Source organism: Pseudomonas sp. GW101-3H06 (assembly GCF_059424605.1).
This window is the reverse complement of record NZ_JBWKZO010000001.1, coordinates 4,096,900-4,113,839: the sequence shown is the minus strand read 5'-3', so window position 1 is coordinate 4,113,839 and position 16,940 is coordinate 4,096,900. Positions and strand designations below refer to the sequence as shown.

Here is a 16,940-nt window from a genome sequence, read left to right as displayed (position 1 = left end):
TCAACGGGAGGCAAAACAAAAAGGATCCTGGTGCGTGATCACCCAACCATGCGCCAGGACAGTTCGAGGAAGCTTTCCAAGGGCAGAATGCAATCCCGATCTATACAAGGCGGTCGTGGAAGATTAGTTCTACAACCTGTGCTGTGCGCTGCCGTACGCCGCGTAATTGACATCGTTCGTCGATTTTCTGGCGAAACCGTGCAGCCGTCATCTTTCGCGAGCAGGTTTGCTTCCACAAAAGGATCGTTGCAAGGCGCAGAACCGGAGCGAGGTCATGCCGAGCACTGGCGAGCGACCTCACACCGATTGCGTTTGATTAGCCGAAGACCGGCCGGAAAAAGCTGCGCTCGTAACTGAGGATGCAGCGGGTTTCTTCGGCGTATTTGAACGCGGCGATGCACTGCGGGTCGTTCATCGACTGTTGCCGGTACGTTTCGTAGGCGGCAAGGCTGGGGAAGGTGAACAGGGCCAGGGCGATGTTGCTGGCACCTTCGGACGGCAGGAAGTAACCGTGATGCTGGCCGCCGAATTTTTCCACCAGGGGAATCCACAGTTTGCCGTAGTGTTCGAACGCGTCGAGCTTGTAGGGGTCGAGCACATATTTCAGGTAGCAGGTAATCATCTGTTTTCCCTCTGACTGGGTTATTGAAGGGTTGAATCGTCCGGCAGGTCGCGCTGTACGCGGGCCGTCACTTGCGGCACGTCTTCACCGCTTGCATCGCGCTTGAGCCATTCGGCCGGCGGCAGGCCCACCACGTTGAGGAAGGTTCTGGAGAACGAGGCTTGCGAGCTGTAGCCCACCGAGTCGGCGATCACCTTGATTTGCACCCCGTCGCGCAGCAGGTCCTGGGCCAGTTTCATTCTCCAGGCGGTGACGTAGCCCATCGGTGAGATCTGCATGATCCGGGTGAAGTACGCCGAGAATTTCGACCGCGACATGTTCGCAAGCTGAGCCAGTTTCTCCACGGTCCAGAGTGCCTCCGGTTCCTGGTGAATCCGGCTGAATACGGTCGCAAGGCGCCCATCCTGCAGGGCATAGAGCAGGCCGCTGGAAATCTTGCCTTCCATCACCGAACGCCGAACCAGGCGTACGAAGAGGTATTCGAGCAGCAGGTTCAATGCCTTGCTCCGGCCCGGGGCCTGGTCCTGGAATTCGTTGATCAGGATGCCGAGCAGGGGGACGAGGTTGTCCAGTTGCCGGAACGCAAACACCAGGGTTTCCTTGAGCCCGAGGGGGAAGGGCTGCAGGGCATTGCGCCCGAACTGGAACGAAGCGCAGATCAGCTCGGCGCCTTGCGCGGAATTGGAGCGCAGCTGATAACGGCAGCTGCTGGGGCAGAACAGCACGCTGGGTTCGTTGATGGAAATTTTCGGCAGCCCCGGTTGCACCATGTCGATGCCGCCGCGGCTGATTACATGGATAAACGCCATGCCCGGTGGCTTGTCGAGCACCAGCGTACCGTCCACGGGACCGGCGAAGAACAGTCGGCCCTGCAGGTGCGTGCGTTCGAAGAATTCGGAAAGGATATCCATGCTGGAGACGCCCGGGTAAAGACTCTGCACGTCCTGGCAAAAGTGGAGCAGGGCGCGACCGTAGGATGCAGCTCTCGCCGATGGTAATCAACGCCCCTGACGGGTGCCATGGCGCAGAGCGATATTTCTCGTCCACGACCGGAGTCCACCGCTATGAGCAACGATTCGATCCGCAGCGCCCCCCAGTACGTCGACCCGGCAGAACCCGCGTTGCCGGACCCGGGCATGAAACTCGACCTGTCCCGCACCGCGCTGGTGGTCATCGACCCGCAGATCGACTTCCTCAGCCCCGAGGGCGTGAGCTGGAGCGTGTTCGGCAAGAGCGTCGTCGAACACGATGTGGTCAATCACCTGGGCCAGTTGTTTGCCGCGGCCAAAGACGCGGGCATTACCGTCGCCGTTTCCCCGCATTACTACTATCCGTGCGACCACGAATGGCAGTTCGGCGGGCCACTGGAGAAGGTCATGCACAGTATCTGCATGTTCGATCGCAAGGGGCCGCTGACCCTCGACGGTTTCGAAAACTCCGGTGCTGATTTCATGCCCGAATTCAAGCCCTACATCCTCGATGGCAAAACCATCATTGCCTCGCCGCACAAGGTGTACGGTCCGGAAACCAATGACCTGGCGTTGCAACTGCGCAAGCACGGCGTGTCGCAGGTCATTCTGGCGGGCATGGCGGCCAACCTTTGTGTCGAGTCGCACTTGCGTGAGCTGCTGGAGCAGGGGTTTGAAGTGGCCGTGGTCCGTGACGCCACCGCCGGCCCGACCACTCCGGAAGGCGATGGTTACCTGGCGGCGCTGATCAACTACCGCTACATCGCCAATGCCCTGTGGACCACGGCGCAAACCCTGGACTACCTCAAGGCCTGATCCGCACCCTGGCGGTGCCCCGTGGCACGGGGCACCGCCATACCCTCAGGAGGCTCGCAGCATGCGCAGACTTTCCCCGCGCTACCGTCAGCACGCCACTGGCGTGATCCAGTCGGCCATCACCTGCGCCATTGCCGCCGCGATTGCCAGTCCCTCCGGCCTTTCCCCCGATGCGCTGCTGGTTTACTGGTTCAAAGCCTGGTTGCTGGCCTGGGCCACCCTTATTCCTTTCGTGCTGCTGGCAACGCCGTTGATCAAACGCCTGGCGACGTTGCTGGTGGAAGATGAGCCGAGCCGGGGGTGAGCGAAACGCAACCGCTCGTTGCACGGCATCATTGTTGAGTTTGGGCTCATCCGACGCGGTTTTATCACGGCCGGCTTCGGCAATATCACGTTCAAGGACGATCAGGACACCTGTCGGGTGTTGCGGGCAAATTCGATGAAGGCCTTGAGTGTCGCGGGCACATGGCGCCGGCTCGGGTAATAGAGGTGCAGTCCCGGGTAGAAGGGGCACCAGTCGCCCAGCACCTGGATCAGGCTGCCGTCGGCCACCTGTGCCTTGACCATGTCTTCGAAGAGGTAGGCGATGCCGACGCCTTGCAGGGCCGGGCCGACCATCAGGCTCACATCGCCCAGGGTCAGGGGGCCGTCGACTTCGATTTCCTGGGCGATACCGCCGCGCTCGAATTCCCAGCGATACAGCGAACCGCTCGGAAAACGATGGCGGATGCACGGCAGGCCGTGAATGTCTTCGGGTTTCTGCGGAACCGGGTGCCGGGCAAAGAACGCCGGCGAGCCCACCACCACCGAGCGCATGTAGGCGCCGATCGGCAAGGACACCATGTCGGCCTCCAGGCGCGCGCCGAAACGTACGCCGGCATCGAAACCGGCGGAGACCACATCGACCAGGCCATCATCGGCCACGATCTCCAGCTTCACGTCCGGATAGACCTCCAGGAACCGGCCGGCCAGCGGCAGCAGCACCCATTCCGCGGCCTGGCGACCGGCCGTGATGCGCAGGCTGCCGGAGGGTTTGTCGCGGAAATTGTTGAGGTCTTCCAGGGCATCGTCGATATCCCGGAAGGCTGGTTTCAATCGTGCATTGAGTCGTTCACCTGCCTCGGTCAACCCGACGCTACGGGTGGTACGGTTGAACAGCCTGACGCCGAGCCGGTTCTCCAGGGTTCGCACCGAATGGCTAAGCGCTGAAGGCGTCACGCCCAGCTCGACCGCCGCCCGGCTGAAATTCAGGTGACTGGCCACGCACAGGAAAATCGAGAGATCCGCCGCTGAAGGTGCTTTCATATGTGAATGCCTTTCACAAAGTCATGCAAAATTATTGGGATTATCACATCAGTAGTGGAGTTTTAAAGTTGCGTCAACTCATCAAGAAGGCCCGGCAATCACGCTCGGGTCGCTGACAGGAGGAGTTGATATGCGTACTTGGCTCATTACTGGTGCTTCCCGTGGTTTTGGCACTCTGATCGCAGAACATGCTCTGCGTGCTGGCGACGCGGTGATTGCCACGGCCCGTAAACCCGAAGAAATCACGGCCAAACTGGGTGATCATCCAAACCTGCTGGCCGTGCGTTTGGACGTGACCCGCGAAGAAGAAGCGCATCAGGCCGTGGCAGAAGGCATCAAGCGTTTCGGTCGGATCGATGTGCTGATCAACAATGCCGGCTTCGGTGTGTTGGGTGCAGTAGAGGAAACCAGCGCCAGCGAGACCGAGCGTCTGTTCGCCACCAACGTCTTCGGCGTACTCAACGTGACCCGCGCGGTACTGCCGCACATGCGTCGCCAGCGCTCCGGACATGTGATCAACATTTCCTCCATCGGCGGCTACCAGGCCTACATGGGCTGGGGGGTCTACGGTTCGACCAAGTTTGCGGTCGAAGGCATCACCGAGGCGCTGCATCAGGAACTGGCGCCGCTGGGCATCCACGCCACGGTGGTGGAACCGGGCTTCTTCCGCACTGACTTCCTTGACGAGCAGTCACTGGTGAAGACCGCGCTGGAGTTGCCGGATTACGACGAAACAGTCGGTGCCATGCGCAAGCATGCCGAAGCCGCCAACCATGCCCAACCCGGTGATCCGGTGAAATTTGCCGAGGCCATGCTGGCGCTGGTCAATGCGTCGAACCCACCGCAACGTCTGGCACTGGGCAGTGACACCATTGCGCGGATCGAAGCGAAAAACCGCTTTGTCGCCCAGGAACTGGCCGAGTGGAATGAGCTGGCGCTGTCGACCGATTTCAAGGACTGATGCCTTAAAACTTAAACGCTGAACCTGTGGGGGCGAGCCTGCTCGCTCCCACAAGGATTGGAGTGTTTATCTGCTTTCTGTACAGCGCTGATTTGATTCCTGATCAGCGGCATTCCAGGCAGAAGTAGGGCATGACGTCGGAGCTGGCATCGTAGCCGTTGCTGCCGTCGGCGTAATGGTTCTGCAGCAGTCGATCGGAACCGCCTTGCGCCACCCGTGTCCCGCGCATCGAGTTGTATCCGCCCGCTGCAACGCTGTTTTGTTTCAGGCGCTCGGAACCGTCCGCCGCCAGTTGACGTTCCCTCAGGCGGTCGGCACCGCCCTCGGCAAGTTGGCGTTCCTTCAGGCGATCGGCGCCACCCTCGGCGAGCTGGCGTTCCCTCAGGCGATCGGCGCCGCCCTCGGCAAGTTGGCGTTCCTTCAGGCGATCGGCACCGCCTTCGGCGACCTGATTCTGTTTGAGTTGCCGTTCTCTCAGACGGTCAGCCCCCCCTTCTGCAACCTGATTGCCCTTGAGACGATCCGCACCGTCCGCGGCCAGTTGCCTTTCCTTGATGCGGTCGGCGCCGCCTTCGGCAGCGTTGTGCGCGGTGGTGCCAACACCGGCTGTTCCGGTACCGGTCTCGGCGGCGTGAAGGTTTTTCGCGATCAATCCAAGGGTCGAAAACAGGGCAATCCCTAATGCATAACGAGGGGTGTTCATCATGTTCACCTTTTGGGTCAGGGGGGTTATTCAAGCAATAACCTGGCAGGCATGAATGCAGGCCGTTTCAGCCCGGACATTCGATGCATGCATCTTAATTGGCCCAGAAATCACGTCACTTATGCATAGGTTGTGCAGCGGGATATCTTGGTATGAACGCGTCATACGCAGGTATGGGTGGAGTGGAGGCAGGAGGCTGCCGACCCGTTTTTTTGCGCAGGGCAATGAGTCGGCAGCAGTAGCAAAGCGACCCGTTCAAGGGACCGGGATGACCGGTGGCTTGCCTTGGTCTTTCAACAGAAACACGACGAATTTGGCGGGTTTGTCCTTACTCGCGTTGCGGCCTACGGTGTGGATGTCGTTGGGGCCTTCGTGGAAGCTTTGTCCGGGCATCAGCGTGACTTCTTTGCCACCCTTGACCCCCATGACAATGGAGCCTTCGAGTACATAGATGAAACCATGGGCGTCGTGCCGGTGAACCGGATCGGCCCCTCCCGGCGGGTATTCGACGGTGAGCATCAACACTTCCTTGCCGGGGTAATCGGGAAGTGCCGTGACCGACACCTCCTTGACGTCCGGGTGTGGCGCGTCGGCAGCCAGGGCCGGCGTGGTGGCGGTGAACGACAGGGCAAACAGGGCGAGGATAACGGGGGTTCGCATGGGACGCTCCTGATGAGGTTGAAGGGGGGGCAATTGCACGCCCCGATGAGTCAGCGCTAGGCGCTGGTGTTCTTGAGCCATTGATCGAAGTGAATCTTGCCAAGGATGGGGTTGGCGCCTGGGGTCAGCGACTGGTCGTTGATGATCGCGCCGTAGTACCCGGCCTTATCGTCTGTAATCACGTCACGCTGATCCTGGGTGTGCTGCAGGTAGGTTTTGGCGAACGAGACCAGGGGCTGCTTGTCGGGCCCGGCCACCTCCTCGATCCCCCCAGTGGGGGAGGCCACGGCAATCGCGGCCAGTGTCGCCGCAACATCGGCCGAGGCGATCGGCTGAAGGGCGGCCGAGGTCAGGCGAATGGTGCCGTCTGCTTGAGCGCCGGATTGCGCAATGGCGCCGAGGAACTCGAAAAACTGCGTGGCGCGCAGGATCGTAAAGGGCACCCCGGATTTTTTGATCAGTGCCTCCTGGGCCATTTTGGCGCGGAAGTAACCGCTTTCGAGCATCCGCTCCGTGCCGACCACCGAGAGCGCAACGTGGTGCTTGACCCCCGCGGTCTTCTCGGCAGCGGCGAGGTTGCGTCCGGATTTTTCAAAGAATTCGAGTACGGCGGCATCTTCGAACGAGGGTGAGTTGGCGACATCGACCACCACCTCGGCGCCTTGCAACGCTGCCTGCAATCCTTCCCCGGTCACCGCGTTGACACCGGTACTGGGCGTGGCGGGCACGACATCATGTCCACTTTCGCGCAGGATTTTGCAGAGTTGTGTTCCGATCAGGCCTGTACCGCCGATGACGACAATTTTCATGTTTGTGCCTCCCTTGATTGGAATGCGGTGGCAGGGTGCGCATGCCACTCACCGGGTGAGTCGATGCGCCTTGCAGTTGAGACGCATTGATAGGCTAGTCTAGGCGGGCAACGGCTGCGCGCTGCGTTGGAGGGATGGACGGCAGGCTTTGTTGGCATGCGCCTGAAGTGCTTCGGGAAAGCGGCCAAGTCATGATCAAATGGCGGCCATTTTTTGCGATGGGCAATGCCTGATCTGGAGCGGTAAATGAACAAAGCGGCCGTGATGACCTTCATCCTGAGTCTTGGTACAGGCCTGTTCGCCGGGCAAGCGATCGCGCAGGGTGATGCCGAGGCGGGCGGGAAACTGTTCAAGCGGGTGTGTGGCGGCTGCCATCAGGTCGGGGAGGGCGCGCGCGCATTCTTCGGCCCACAACTCAACGATGTGTTCGGACGCGTGGCGGGCAGCACCACGGACTATCAGTACTCCGATGCCATGAAGTCATCGGGCATTGTCTGGACGCGGGACAAACTCGCGGCGTACATCGAGGATCCGAAGGCCGTGGTGTCGGGTACGCGGATGATTTTCTGGGGGATCAGCGATCAGGAAAAGATCGATGATGTGCTGGCTTATCTGGAAACATTTCAGGCTCAGTGATCAGGGTGAGTCAGGGCCAGGATCGTTCACAGTGATGCCGCCTTCGCGAGCAGGCTCGCTCCCACAAGGGATATGCGATCTTCTGTGGGAGCGAGCCTGCTCGCGAAAGCGATTGTTGCCCTGCCAAAAATCCATGGATTGATCGTTACTCAGGTGGATCAATCCGATCCAGCGCCCGATTCACCGCCAGCTCCCCCAGCATGATGACCTGAGCAATGCCCAGCAGGGTATTGCGATGCGTCCCCTCCAGAAACCCCGCCAGATCACTGGCCATGACATTGGCCGAGGCCAGTGACTCGCAGGCATGCGCCAGCAAGGTTTCGGTGTCGAGTTCCGGGTTGATGGTGAACATGGTGCTGGGTGAGCGCGGCGTGGCCATGATATTGGCGGCCGGGTTGAGGTAGTGATTGAGCGCGCGTTCGGCGGCTTCGTAAAATTGCTTGGAATCGGGGCTTTGGTAGGGGGAGGCTGGATCGGTTTCAGGGGGATTAGGTGTTGGTTTGAACATAGATGAAGCTCCTTATGTCATTGAGGAGCCATCACCCTCGCTACCAAACGAAGGGTGGTGGCCATACGCAGGTTGGTAGACCGGGACACAAGGAGAAACCGGCGCACCCGAAGGCGCCCTGTGCATGACCACCATAAAGCAGGGAAGAAAAATCGCTGCAAATGACGATGCTGCACCTTATGTCCCGGGCTACCAAACCCGATCGCTGTTTTTTTCAGCGACCGGCAAACGATAAAACCCAGCCCCAAGGCGCACAAGCCGGCGGATTCTGGCGTAACCGTAGGCAACGACGCAAGGTGCTGTGGCTTTCCTGAAGTAACTTTGCCGACTTTTAAACAGGCAGAAATCTGATCGTAAAAAGTTCTGAATCGCGGCCAATCCAGGTTCGCTTCGAGGTTTTTACTGCGTTCAGAAATCCTCGAACCGTCAAGATCGTAAGAAATCCTACAGTCGTGCGGATCAATATCGGGATGCGTCCTACACGCTTTCGAGAACCGTCCTATAGCTACTGTCGTCACCTTCCAGAAAGCTGTCGAGCGCTTGCACGAGGGTGGAAATGACGCCTCCTCGAATACTCCAGGAGGTTTGAATGTGAACACCACACTGCCCGTCTTCTTCGACCACAGCCGCCACAAACTCTGGGTCCGCAACCTCGAGGCTCCCCTCGACGTCCTCGCCTTCCACGGCCAGGAACGCCTCAGCCAACCCTTCACCTACACGGTGGAATTCACCAGCCCCGAACAGGACATCGCCGCCGAACACCTGCTCGGCCAGGCCGCCCGTTTCAGCCTGTACGCGGCCAAACAGCCCCCGGTCATCAAAGGCCTGCCCGTCCCTGAAATCAAACCCCTGCGCAGTCTGAACGGCGTGATCACCGCTTTCAAACGGCTGTCCGCCTCCGTCGACGAAGCGCGCTACGAACTGACCCTGCAACCGCGCCTGGCCCTGCTCGAGCGCGGTCGGCAATACCGCCTCTACCAGCATCAGTCGGTGCCGCAGATCGTCGAACACGTCCTGCGCAGCCGCCACGAATTCGAGGGCCACGACTTTCTGTTCCGGCTGGTGCGCGACTACCCCAAGCGCGAACAGGTGATGCAGTTCGGCGAAAGCGACCTGGCCTTCATCGCCCGATTGTTGGCCGAAGTGGGCATCTGGTATCGGTTCACCAGCGACCAGCGCCTGAATATCGACGTCGTGGAATTCTGCGATGACCAGCGCGGTTACCAGTTCGACGTCGAACTGCCGTTGCGCCCGCCCGCCGGGCTCAGCAGCGATGAAGACGGCGTCTGGCAGCTGCAATCGAGCCATCGGGTCGTGGAAAAAAACCTCCACCTGCGCGCCTACGACCCGCGTCACGCCAAGGCCTGGCTGCAGAGCGACGTCGACCAGACCCGGGGCGCGAAAACCACCTACGGCGAGGCCTACCACTACGCCGAACCCTACACCGAGCTCGGCGATCGCTATCTGCAGGACGAGGACCTGCAAAGCGAAAGCGGCTACTTCTACGCCCGCCTGCGCCACGAGCGTTACCTCAACCACCAGACCCTGCTGAGCGGCACCAGCAGCAGCGCCACCCTGGCGCCGGGTCAGGTCCTGCGCATCAGCGGTGGCGCACCCCAGGCCTTCGCCCCCCGCGCGGTGATCACCCACCTCACCACCCGCGCCGCCCGCGATGCCAGCTTCGAATGCCGCTTTGAAGCCATCCCCTACGCCGAGACCATCTGCTTTCGCCCGCCATTGCTGCCCAAGCCCCACATGGCTGGCACCATCCCGGCCCGGGTCAGCAGCTCACAGGCCCACGACCTCTACGCCGACATCAACAAGGAAGGTCGCTACCGGGTCAACTTCCTGTTCGACCGCGATACCTGGCCGCTGGGCCGCGAAAGCCTGTGGCTGCGCCTCGCGCGCCCTTACGCCGGCGACACCCATGGCCTGCACCTGCCGCTGATCGCCGGCACCGAAGTGGCCATCGCCTTCGAACAGGGCGACCCCGACCGCCCCTACATCGCCCACGCCCTGCACGACAGCGAACACCCGGACCACGTCACCCTGGCCAAACGCGACTACACCCGCAACGTGCTGCGCACCCCGGCCAACAACAAGTTGCGCATGGAAGACCGGCGCGGGCAGGAGCACGTCAAGCTCAGTACCGAGTACGGCGGCAAGAGTCAGTTGAATCTGGGGCATCTGGTGGATGCCGAAAAGCAGAAACGCGGGGAAGGCTTTGAGCTGAGGACGGATGCTTGGGGGAGCATTCGCGGGGGTAAGGGTCTGTTCATCAGCGCCGACGGCCAGGCCAAGGCCCAAGGTCAAGCACTGGACATGAACGCCGCCGTTGGCCGCCTGCAGCAAGCCGGCGAACAACTGCAAAAACTCTCGGTCGACGCCCAGGCGGCCAACGCCGACCCGGCGGACGTGGCCGCGCAACTGCGACTGCTGCGTCAGGAACTGGAACAGCTCAAGGCCTCGGTGTTGCTGCTCAGCGCGCCGCAGGGCATCGCCCTCACCAGCGGTAACCACCTGCAACTGGCGGCACAGCACAACCTGATGCTCAACGCCGGAGCCCAGGCCGATATCAGCGTGGTCAAGCGCCTGTTCATCGGCGTGGGGCAAGGCCTGAGCCTGTTCGTGCGCAAGCTGGGGCTCAAGCTGATCGCCAATCAGGGACCGGTGCAGATTCAGGCGCAGAACGACAAGCTGGAACTGTTTGCCCGGCATGGCCTGGACATCACCAGCACCGAGGACGAAATCCGCATCACCGCCAAGAAGAAAATCACCCTCAATGGCGGTGGCAGCTACTTCAGCCTGGAGCAGTGCGGTATCGAGGCAGGCACGGCGGGGGGTTACGAGGTCAAGGCGGTGGACTACCAGTACACCCCGGCCAAAGCCACCCAGTCGGGGCAAGTAGTCGGGTTACCGAAAGTTATCGATCCGCCGCTCGAGTTCCACGAGCAATTCCGGATCTTCAGGAGCGATGGCGAACAGCCCTGGGCCAGCGTGCCCTACAAAATCACCACCGCCTCCGGCAAGGCCTGGAAAGGCACCACCGACAGCCAGGGCTTTACCGAACGCGTCTACACCGCCGAGCCTGAAGAGCTGTCGCTGGTTTACGACATCGAAGAGGAGGAAGAGGAAGAAGAACTCGAAGGGATTACCTTACGGCTGGGGCTGTTTTTTGATGGGACCGGTAATAACCAGGCCAACGTTGCGGAGACCGAGGAATGTCGGCGTGAGGATCTGGCACGGTTTGACCAGAGCGAACTGGCGAGCATCATCGAGCATTGCAAAGGGTATGGGTACGGTGAGTTCGATGGTGATGCCTTCAACAGCGCGCCGGATAACAGTTATGGGAATGCGCCGAGTAATGTGGTGCATCTGCATGAGCTGTATCCAGACAACACCGCAACACCGATTACGACAAACGCGGCAATTGGTTATCTGAAGGTGTATCTGGAGGGCATTGGTACTAGCGGTGGCAAAGAAGATTCAGTCTTTTTCGGTCAAGGGTTGGGGGTGGGGGGAACTGGAGTTGTGTCTCGGGTTGAACAGACAGTGGCTGCAATAGAGAAACAATGGGACCGCTTCCAGCAAACCAACTCCAACACCTATATCCGCCATGTTGAATTCGACATATTCGGCTTCAGTCGCGGGGCCGCTGCCGCACGGCACTGTGCCAACGAACTGCTCAAGCCGGGTCGCGGCCTGTTCAAGGAACTGCTGCAGGCCGGTCGTTTCACCCTGTTGACCACGTTCGACCCGGCGGTGGACGTCAGTCTCAACTTCATTGGCCTGTTCGACACCGTCGCCGCCATCGGCGGCCTTAACCTGAACGTCGCGGATGACCATAACCCGGGCGTGAATCTGTACCTGCCACCGGGCTGCGCGCGTCAGGTCATTCAGTTGCAAGCCCGCGACGAGTGTCGGAACAACTTTTCCCTCAACAGCGTGCAGAAGGGCCATCGGCAGATCTGCCTGCCCGGGGTGCATTCGGACATTGGCGGCGGCTACTTGCCTCGGGGCCGAGAGCGCCTCTGGTTGACCCAGCCGGAACGATTCACCGTGGAACGATCCTGGACAGTGGAATCAACTGGGGCATGGATACGAGCCCAGGCCAAGGTGCAAACCCTGCTCGCCAGTGGCCTGGCCGGCGATGGCAAGATCGGGATCAAGACCTGGCCAATACAGCTGGCGCCGCGCGGCAAGCTGGAACCCGCCTATCAGGATCACATGCTGACCCTCGAACTCGAGCGCACGGTGCGGGGGGAGTTGTCGCTGATCGCCCTGCGAGTCATGCGCGAGTTGGGTGTGCGCCATGGTGTGCCTTTCAAAAGTCTGGAGGCCCGATCTGATTTGGCGCTGCCGATGGAGTTGCAGTCCATCGCCGCACGCATTCTTGATCAAGTGCAGGGGGGCAACGAAATCAGCCTCGATCCTGATGAGGAGCGCTTGCTGCGCAGCCGCTATATCCACCAGTCCGCGCACTGGGTGCCCAGCAAGGGTTTTCTCATCAGCAAACCGGCGGAGAAAAACAAACGTAGCGTCTACGACAACCTGCCACAAAAAGGCTACCCACAATGAAGCGCTTTATCTTGCTTGTCGGGTTGTTGATTAGCCTGTGCGCTTGTGCCAGCGGACCCAAACCATCGACCTCTCCCAAGCTGCCCTATGACAGTTGGTATGTCGGTTTGGCTGCACCGCGTCACATGGAGGTGTGGGTCGAGACCGTGGACGTGCTCGACCAACGTGGGTTGCCGTTCTTCCATGTTTTTGGAGGGGTAGCCAGTTACACCGGAAAGGTAGAGGGCTGGCACAAAGGTGGGGGGGCAATGAAGCCAGTAAACAACGTCGACCTGCCGGAGCGGATCTTTTTACGCTGGCAATCGCTGGTAGAGCCGCAGGCCTACAAGATCCGAATCCCGATTCCGCAGTGGGTACGCGAGGAGATGGTCAAGCCAGAGCGGGTGTTTTGCCCAGGTTCCCAAAAATGGAAGGTCGATTATCGAGACTCCATCACTCTAGGCATGGCCCCCGGCGGCATCGTCAAGGTCTGGGTGGGCGGGGCCTGTCTGGACTACAAGGAAGTTGGCCGCTTTCAGGCTGAGATCGAACCGCTAGGGCCTTACATAGGCAAGAGCAAAGGTCAGTACATACCGATCGAGCCCGAGAATAAAGCTTATGTCGAGCAGCACGGAATTCCCTATGGCTCTTGGTAAGGGACAAGCCCCTATGAAGCGTCTGATGCTGCTCGTCAGCTTGCTGTTTAGTCTGTCTGCTTGCGCTACTGGCCCAAAACCGCCTGCTTCACCTCAGTTGCCCTATGACAGTTGGTATGTCGGTTTGGCTGCACCGCGTCACATGGAGGTGTGGGTCGAGACCGTGGACGTGCTCGACCAACGTGGGTTGCGGTTCTTCCATGTTTTTGGAGGGGTAGCCAGCTACACAGGCCAAGCCGAAGGCTGGCACAAAGGGGGGGGGAAAATGAAACCGGTAAACAACGTCGATTTGCCTGAACGGATTTTCCTGCGTTGGCAATCGCTGGTAGAGCCGCAGGCCTACAAGATCCGAATCCCGATTCCGCAGTGGGTACGCGAGGAGATGATCAAACCGGAGCGTGGGTTTTGTCAGTGGTCCAAGACGTGGGAGACCGACTATCGAGACTCCATCACTCTAGGCATGGCCCCCGGCGGCATCGTCAAGGTCTGGGTGGGCGGGGCCTGTTTGGACTACAAGGAAGTTGGCCGCTTTCAGGCTGAGATCGAACCGCTAGGGCCTTACATAGGCAAGAGCAAAGGTCAGTACATACCGATCGAGCCCGAGAACAAAGCCTATGTCGAGCAGCACGGGATTCCCTATGGCACTTGGTAAGGGACAAGCCCCTATGAAGCGTCTGACGCTGCTCGTCAGCTTGCTGTTTAGTCTGTCTGCTTGCGCTACTGGCCCAAAACCGCATGCCTCACCCAAGCTCCCTTACAACAGTTGGTACGTCGGACTGGCGACCCCGCGCCATATGGAGGTGTGGGTCGAAACGGTGGATGTGTTCGATCAGCGGGGCGGGCTGTTTTTTAAGTGTTTGGGGATAGTGGCTGGTTACTCTCGCAAGCCAAGCTAGGTAACGATCAAAAAAACGCAGCAGGCTGCGATCTTTTGCTTTTCAGCGGCGCAATTTCGCGCAGTGATCCTGCTCCGGCTGCGCCGCGGTATACCACACATAATCCGCGCTTTCGGCGCTCACCGTCTTGCCCACCTCGGCCAACACAAGCACCGCATTACCCTGGTCTGCACCCAGGTCTTTCAGGTGCAACGGCACGCCCAGATCCTTGCGCACATGGAACGCCCCGGCCAACAACACCGCAGGGGGCGGTGCCGCCAATAGGCGCTCGGCCATGCGTCGGTCACGCTGCTGCTGCACGGCCAGCATCGCCGGCATTTGAGCCTCGGGCAGCAAGCCGCAGTGGGATTCGCGAATGTCTTCGAGCAGGGTCGACTGGACTTGCCGGGTGGTGGAGGCTTCGCCACTGAGGGTCGGGCGCTGTTTGTAGATCTGCTTGATCTGCGCCCGGTCCAGGTTGGCCGACAGCAGCGGGTAGGGTTGGCGCAGCGCATAGGTGACCAGTGCGCCGTACACGCTCCAATCCCAATTGGCTTGCCAGGACAGTGCCTCATAAGGATCAGCGGGCGGATGGCCGGCGCGGGTAGACGTCTGCGCCGCATCGACTTTGGCCTGTTGATCCGGGTTGAGCATTTCCATTAGCAGACTGCCTTGCGGACGCTGTTTCGCCAGTTCGCGCAACAGCCACAGTTGCAAGGCATGGTGATCGGGGTTGTCGTGTTGTTCACCGACCAGTACCCGTGGCGCGAGGGCCAGGCGCTCGACCAGTGCTTGCGGCGTCAGGGTGCGTCCGGTGGCGAGTTCGCGGATCACGCCGAGGTCGACGTGATCGCGACCTTGCGGGGCGATGGCTGCCGGTGGCGACGTTACGTCTTGGGTTTGGCAGGCAGCCAGCAGGCTGAACAGGCATAGCAGCAAAATGCGCATCGGCACTCCTTTTCAAACTCACCCCAAGGCGCGGGAGGGGATGAGTTTAGCGCGCAATTATCAATGGATGACCGCGTTCCGGGTGTTGGTGAATCAGCACCTGCAACCCGTACACCGCTTCCAGTGCTTCGGCGGTCAAGACCTCGTCCGGCGTGCCGTAGGCGTGGGGGCGACCGTCCTGCAACAGCAGCAGGTGATCGCAATAACGCGCGGCAAGGTTGAGGTCGTGCAGGATCACCAGCACTGCCGCACCGCGCCCGGCGAAATCGCGGACCGCTTGCAAAATGGTGTGCTGGTGCAATGGATCGAGCATCGAGGTCGGTTCGTCGAGCAGCAGGGTCTGGCCCTCGGCGCCCGGCCACAGCTGAGCGAGTACCCGCGCCAGGTGTACGCGTTGGCGTTCGCCACCGGACAAGGCCAGATAACTGCGCCCGGCCAGGTGCAAGGCATCGGCGGCACCCAGCGCCTGGGCAACGATTTCGGCATCGCGCACACGACCGCTGGCATGGGGCAAGCGGCCCATACCCACCACGTCATTGACCGAGAAGGCGAAGTTCAGGCTTGAACTCTGGGGCAATACCGCCAGGCGTTTGGCCCGCTCCTGACCGGGCCAATCGGCGAGCTTGCGCTCGTCGAGGCTGACCGTACCTTCGCTGGCCGGCAGCTCATCGCACAGGGCGGCAAGCAGGGTGCTTTTACCGGCGCCGTTGGGGCCCAGCACGCCGAGGACTTCCCCCGGTCGCAACTCGATATCGATGTCCGCCAGCACGGTGCGACTGCCGCGCCGGACCAGCAAGTTGTCAGCGCGCAGCATCAGGAGCGCCCCCGTACCAGCAGATAAAGGAAGAAGGGCGCCCCGATGAGCGCGGTGACGATACCGATCGGCAACTCGGCCGGCGCCAACAGCAGGCGGGCGACCAGGTCAGCCAGCAACAACAGGCTGGCACCGGCGAGCAAGGACGCCGGCAGCAACACCCGATGATCCGGGCCGACCAGCAGCCGCATCAGGTGCGGCACCACCAGGCCGATAAACCCGATCAGGCCCGCTGCCGCCACGGCGGCACCCACACCCAGCGCCGTGCATAACACCAGTTCCAGCTTGATCCGCTCGACATTGAAGCCCAGGTGCCGCGCTTCGGATTCACCCAGCAGCAGCGCATTGAGCGCCGCCGCGCGACGCGGCAACCACAGCGCCACGCCAATTGCCACGATCAGCAACGGCCACAGGCGCGGGTAGCTGGCGCCGTTGAGGCTGCCCAGGTTCCAGAAGGTCAGGGTGCGCAAGGTGGCGTCATCGGCCAGGTAGGTGAACAGGCCGACGCCGGCACCGGCCATGGCCGTCATCGCCACGCCTGCCAAGAGCATGGTGGCGACGTTGGTCTGGCCATTGCTGCGGCCGAAGCGATACACCACCGCCGTGACGATCAGGCCACCGGCAAAAGCGCAAACCGACAACAGATAGGGTTCGATGGCCGGCGGCAAACCGCCGAGCAGGCTGCCACCGACAATGGCGATGGCAGCACCCAGCGCCGCGCCACCGGACACCCCGACCAGCCCCGGATCCGCCAGCGGGTTGCGAAACAATCCCTGCATGGCTACGCCGGACAACGCCAATACCGAACCGACCGCAATGCCGAGCAGACTGCGCGGCATGCGGATCTGCCCGAGGATCAACTCCGCCTGTTGCGTGTCGCCGCCGTCAATCGGCAGCCCGAGCAGACGCAACCCGGCGAGCAGGGTATCGCCCAGCGGCAGGCTGACCGGCCCGAGGGCCAGGGACAGCCAGAACACCAGCACCAACAACAGACCCAACGTGATCAGCATCGGCCGTGGCCGAACGATAGCCGTCATAAGCCGATCTCACGGCGCAGCGTTGAGTTCATCAGCATCAGCAGAGTTCCTTGGTCGATCAGAAC

General features: G+C 61.0%; 17 protein-coding genes and 1 pseudogene. 8 read left to right on the top strand and 10 right to left on the bottom strand.

Translation table 11 applies throughout. The features are described 5' to 3' along the window. Positions 1 to 316 precede the first annotated feature (316 nt). Positions 317 to 622 (bottom strand): NIPSNAP family protein, encoded by a 306-nt coding sequence (locus AC07ZE_RS18830; RefSeq protein ID WP_207266170.1) that lies wholly within the window; start codon positions 620 to 622, stop codon positions 317 to 319. A gap of 20 nt (positions 623 to 642) precedes the next feature. Then, complete coding sequence (locus AC07ZE_RS18825; protein ID WP_207266169.1) at positions 643 to 1,533, bottom strand: AraC family transcriptional regulator; 891 nt, start codon at positions 1,531 to 1,533, stop codon at positions 643 to 645. 153 nt (positions 1,534 to 1,686) lie between these two features. On the opposite strand from AC07ZE_RS18825, the gene AC07ZE_RS18820 reads away from it, so the two are divergent. Together AC07ZE_RS18820 and AC07ZE_RS18815 are read left to right on the top strand one after the other, a co-directional pair. Then, entirely contained in the window at positions 1,687 to 2,406 is a 720-nt protein-coding gene (locus AC07ZE_RS18820) for a cysteine hydrolase family protein (protein ID WP_207266168.1), read from the top strand. 61 nt (positions 2,407 to 2,467) lie between these two features. Next, positions 2,468 to 2,710, top strand: a complete 243-nt coding sequence (locus AC07ZE_RS18815; protein ID WP_207266167.1) for a DUF2798 domain-containing protein — start codon at positions 2,468 to 2,470, stop codon at positions 2,708 to 2,710. A gap of 101 nt (positions 2,711 to 2,811) precedes the next feature. On the opposite strand, the gene AC07ZE_RS18810 is transcribed toward AC07ZE_RS18815, so the two are convergent. Then, a complete protein-coding gene (locus AC07ZE_RS18810) occupies positions 2,812 to 3,711 on the bottom strand; it encodes a LysR family transcriptional regulator (RefSeq protein ID WP_207266166.1) in 900 nt (299 codons plus the stop codon). A 130-nt stretch (positions 3,712 to 3,841) separates the two neighbouring features. On the opposite strand from AC07ZE_RS18810, the gene AC07ZE_RS18805 reads away from it, so the two are divergent. After that, the gene (locus tag AC07ZE_RS18805) at positions 3,842 to 4,672 is read left to right on the top strand and encodes an oxidoreductase (protein ID WP_095192651.1); all 831 of its coding nucleotides are present in this window, start codon (positions 3,842 to 3,844) and stop codon (positions 4,670 to 4,672) included. A 103-nt stretch (positions 4,673 to 4,775) separates the two neighbouring features. Here AC07ZE_RS18805 and AC07ZE_RS18800 read toward each other — a convergent pair whose 3' ends face one another. From AC07ZE_RS18800 to AC07ZE_RS18790, 3 genes are all read right to left on the bottom strand, one after another. After that, positions 4,776 to 5,375 carry a phage infection protein gene (locus AC07ZE_RS18800; RefSeq protein WP_259331979.1) on the bottom strand — a complete coding sequence of 200 codons (600 nt, stop codon included), beginning with the start codon at positions 5,373 to 5,375 and terminating at the stop codon, positions 4,776 to 4,778. Between the two features lie 255 nt (positions 5,376 to 5,630). Then, complete coding sequence (locus AC07ZE_RS18795) at positions 5,631 to 6,035, bottom strand: cupin domain-containing protein (RefSeq protein ID WP_207266165.1); 405 nt, start codon at positions 6,033 to 6,035, stop codon at positions 5,631 to 5,633. Positions 6,036 to 6,091: 56 nt separating this feature from the next. Next, positions 6,092 to 6,844, bottom strand: a complete 753-nt coding sequence (locus AC07ZE_RS18790) for an SDR family oxidoreductase (protein WP_207266164.1) — start codon at positions 6,842 to 6,844, stop codon at positions 6,092 to 6,094. A gap of 246 nt (positions 6,845 to 7,090) precedes the next feature. On the opposite strand from AC07ZE_RS18790, the gene AC07ZE_RS18785 reads away from it, so the two are divergent. Next, positions 7,091 to 7,480, top strand: coding sequence for a c-type cytochrome (locus AC07ZE_RS18785; protein WP_207266163.1), 390 nt, complete (start codon positions 7,091 to 7,093; stop codon positions 7,478 to 7,480). Positions 7,481 to 7,625: 145 nt separating this feature from the next. Here the strand turns inward: AC07ZE_RS18785 and AC07ZE_RS18780 are convergent, their stop codons facing one another. Further along, positions 7,626 to 7,988 carry a DUF6124 family protein gene (locus tag AC07ZE_RS18780; RefSeq protein WP_207266162.1) on the bottom strand — a complete coding sequence of 121 codons (363 nt, stop codon included), beginning with the start codon at positions 7,986 to 7,988 and terminating at the stop codon, positions 7,626 to 7,628. 591 nt (positions 7,989 to 8,579) lie between these two features. Here AC07ZE_RS18780 and AC07ZE_RS18775 point away from each other — a divergent pair. From AC07ZE_RS18775 to AC07ZE_RS18760, 4 genes and pseudogenes are all read left to right on the top strand, one after another. Further along, positions 8,580 to 10,859: pseudogene (locus tag AC07ZE_RS18775) on the top strand (type VI secretion system Vgr family protein); the annotation flags it as partial. Then, the gene (locus tag AC07ZE_RS18770; RefSeq protein ID WP_494990434.1) at positions 10,848 to 12,566 is read left to right on the top strand and encodes a phospholipase effector Tle1 domain-containing protein; all 1,719 of its coding nucleotides are present in this window, start codon (positions 10,848 to 10,850) and stop codon (positions 12,564 to 12,566) included. The pseudogene AC07ZE_RS18775 and the gene AC07ZE_RS18770, both read left to right, overlap by 12 nt. Continuing rightward, positions 12,563 to 13,201 carry a DUF2931 family protein gene (locus tag AC07ZE_RS18765; protein WP_207266160.1) on the top strand — a complete coding sequence of 213 codons (639 nt, stop codon included), beginning with the start codon at positions 12,563 to 12,565 and terminating at the stop codon, positions 13,199 to 13,201. The genes AC07ZE_RS18770 and AC07ZE_RS18765 overlap by 4 nt, the downstream gene beginning before the upstream one ends. 13 nt (positions 13,202 to 13,214) lie before the next feature. Next, positions 13,215 to 13,853 carry a DUF2931 family protein gene (locus AC07ZE_RS18760; protein ID WP_207266159.1) on the top strand — a complete coding sequence of 213 codons (639 nt, stop codon included), beginning with the start codon at positions 13,215 to 13,217 and terminating at the stop codon, positions 13,851 to 13,853. A gap of 286 nt (positions 13,854 to 14,139) precedes the next feature. Here AC07ZE_RS18760 and AC07ZE_RS18755 read toward each other — a convergent pair whose 3' ends face one another. From AC07ZE_RS18755 to AC07ZE_RS18745, 3 genes are read right to left on the bottom strand one after another with little or no spacing between them, the layout of a single operon-like run. Then, positions 14,140 to 15,024 (bottom strand): ChaN family lipoprotein, encoded by an 885-nt coding sequence (locus AC07ZE_RS18755; RefSeq protein WP_207266157.1) that lies wholly within the window; start codon positions 15,022 to 15,024, stop codon positions 14,140 to 14,142. A 46-nt stretch (positions 15,025 to 15,070) separates the two neighbouring features. After that, positions 15,071 to 15,838, bottom strand: a complete 768-nt coding sequence (locus tag AC07ZE_RS18750) for a heme ABC transporter ATP-binding protein (protein WP_207266156.1) — start codon at positions 15,836 to 15,838, stop codon at positions 15,071 to 15,073. After that, positions 15,838 to 16,821 (bottom strand): FecCD family ABC transporter permease, encoded by a 984-nt coding sequence (locus tag AC07ZE_RS18745; RefSeq protein WP_207267850.1) that lies wholly within the window; start codon positions 16,819 to 16,821, stop codon positions 15,838 to 15,840. The genes AC07ZE_RS18750 and AC07ZE_RS18745 overlap by 1 nt, the downstream gene beginning before the upstream one ends. Positions 16,822 to 16,940 lie beyond the last annotated feature (119 nt).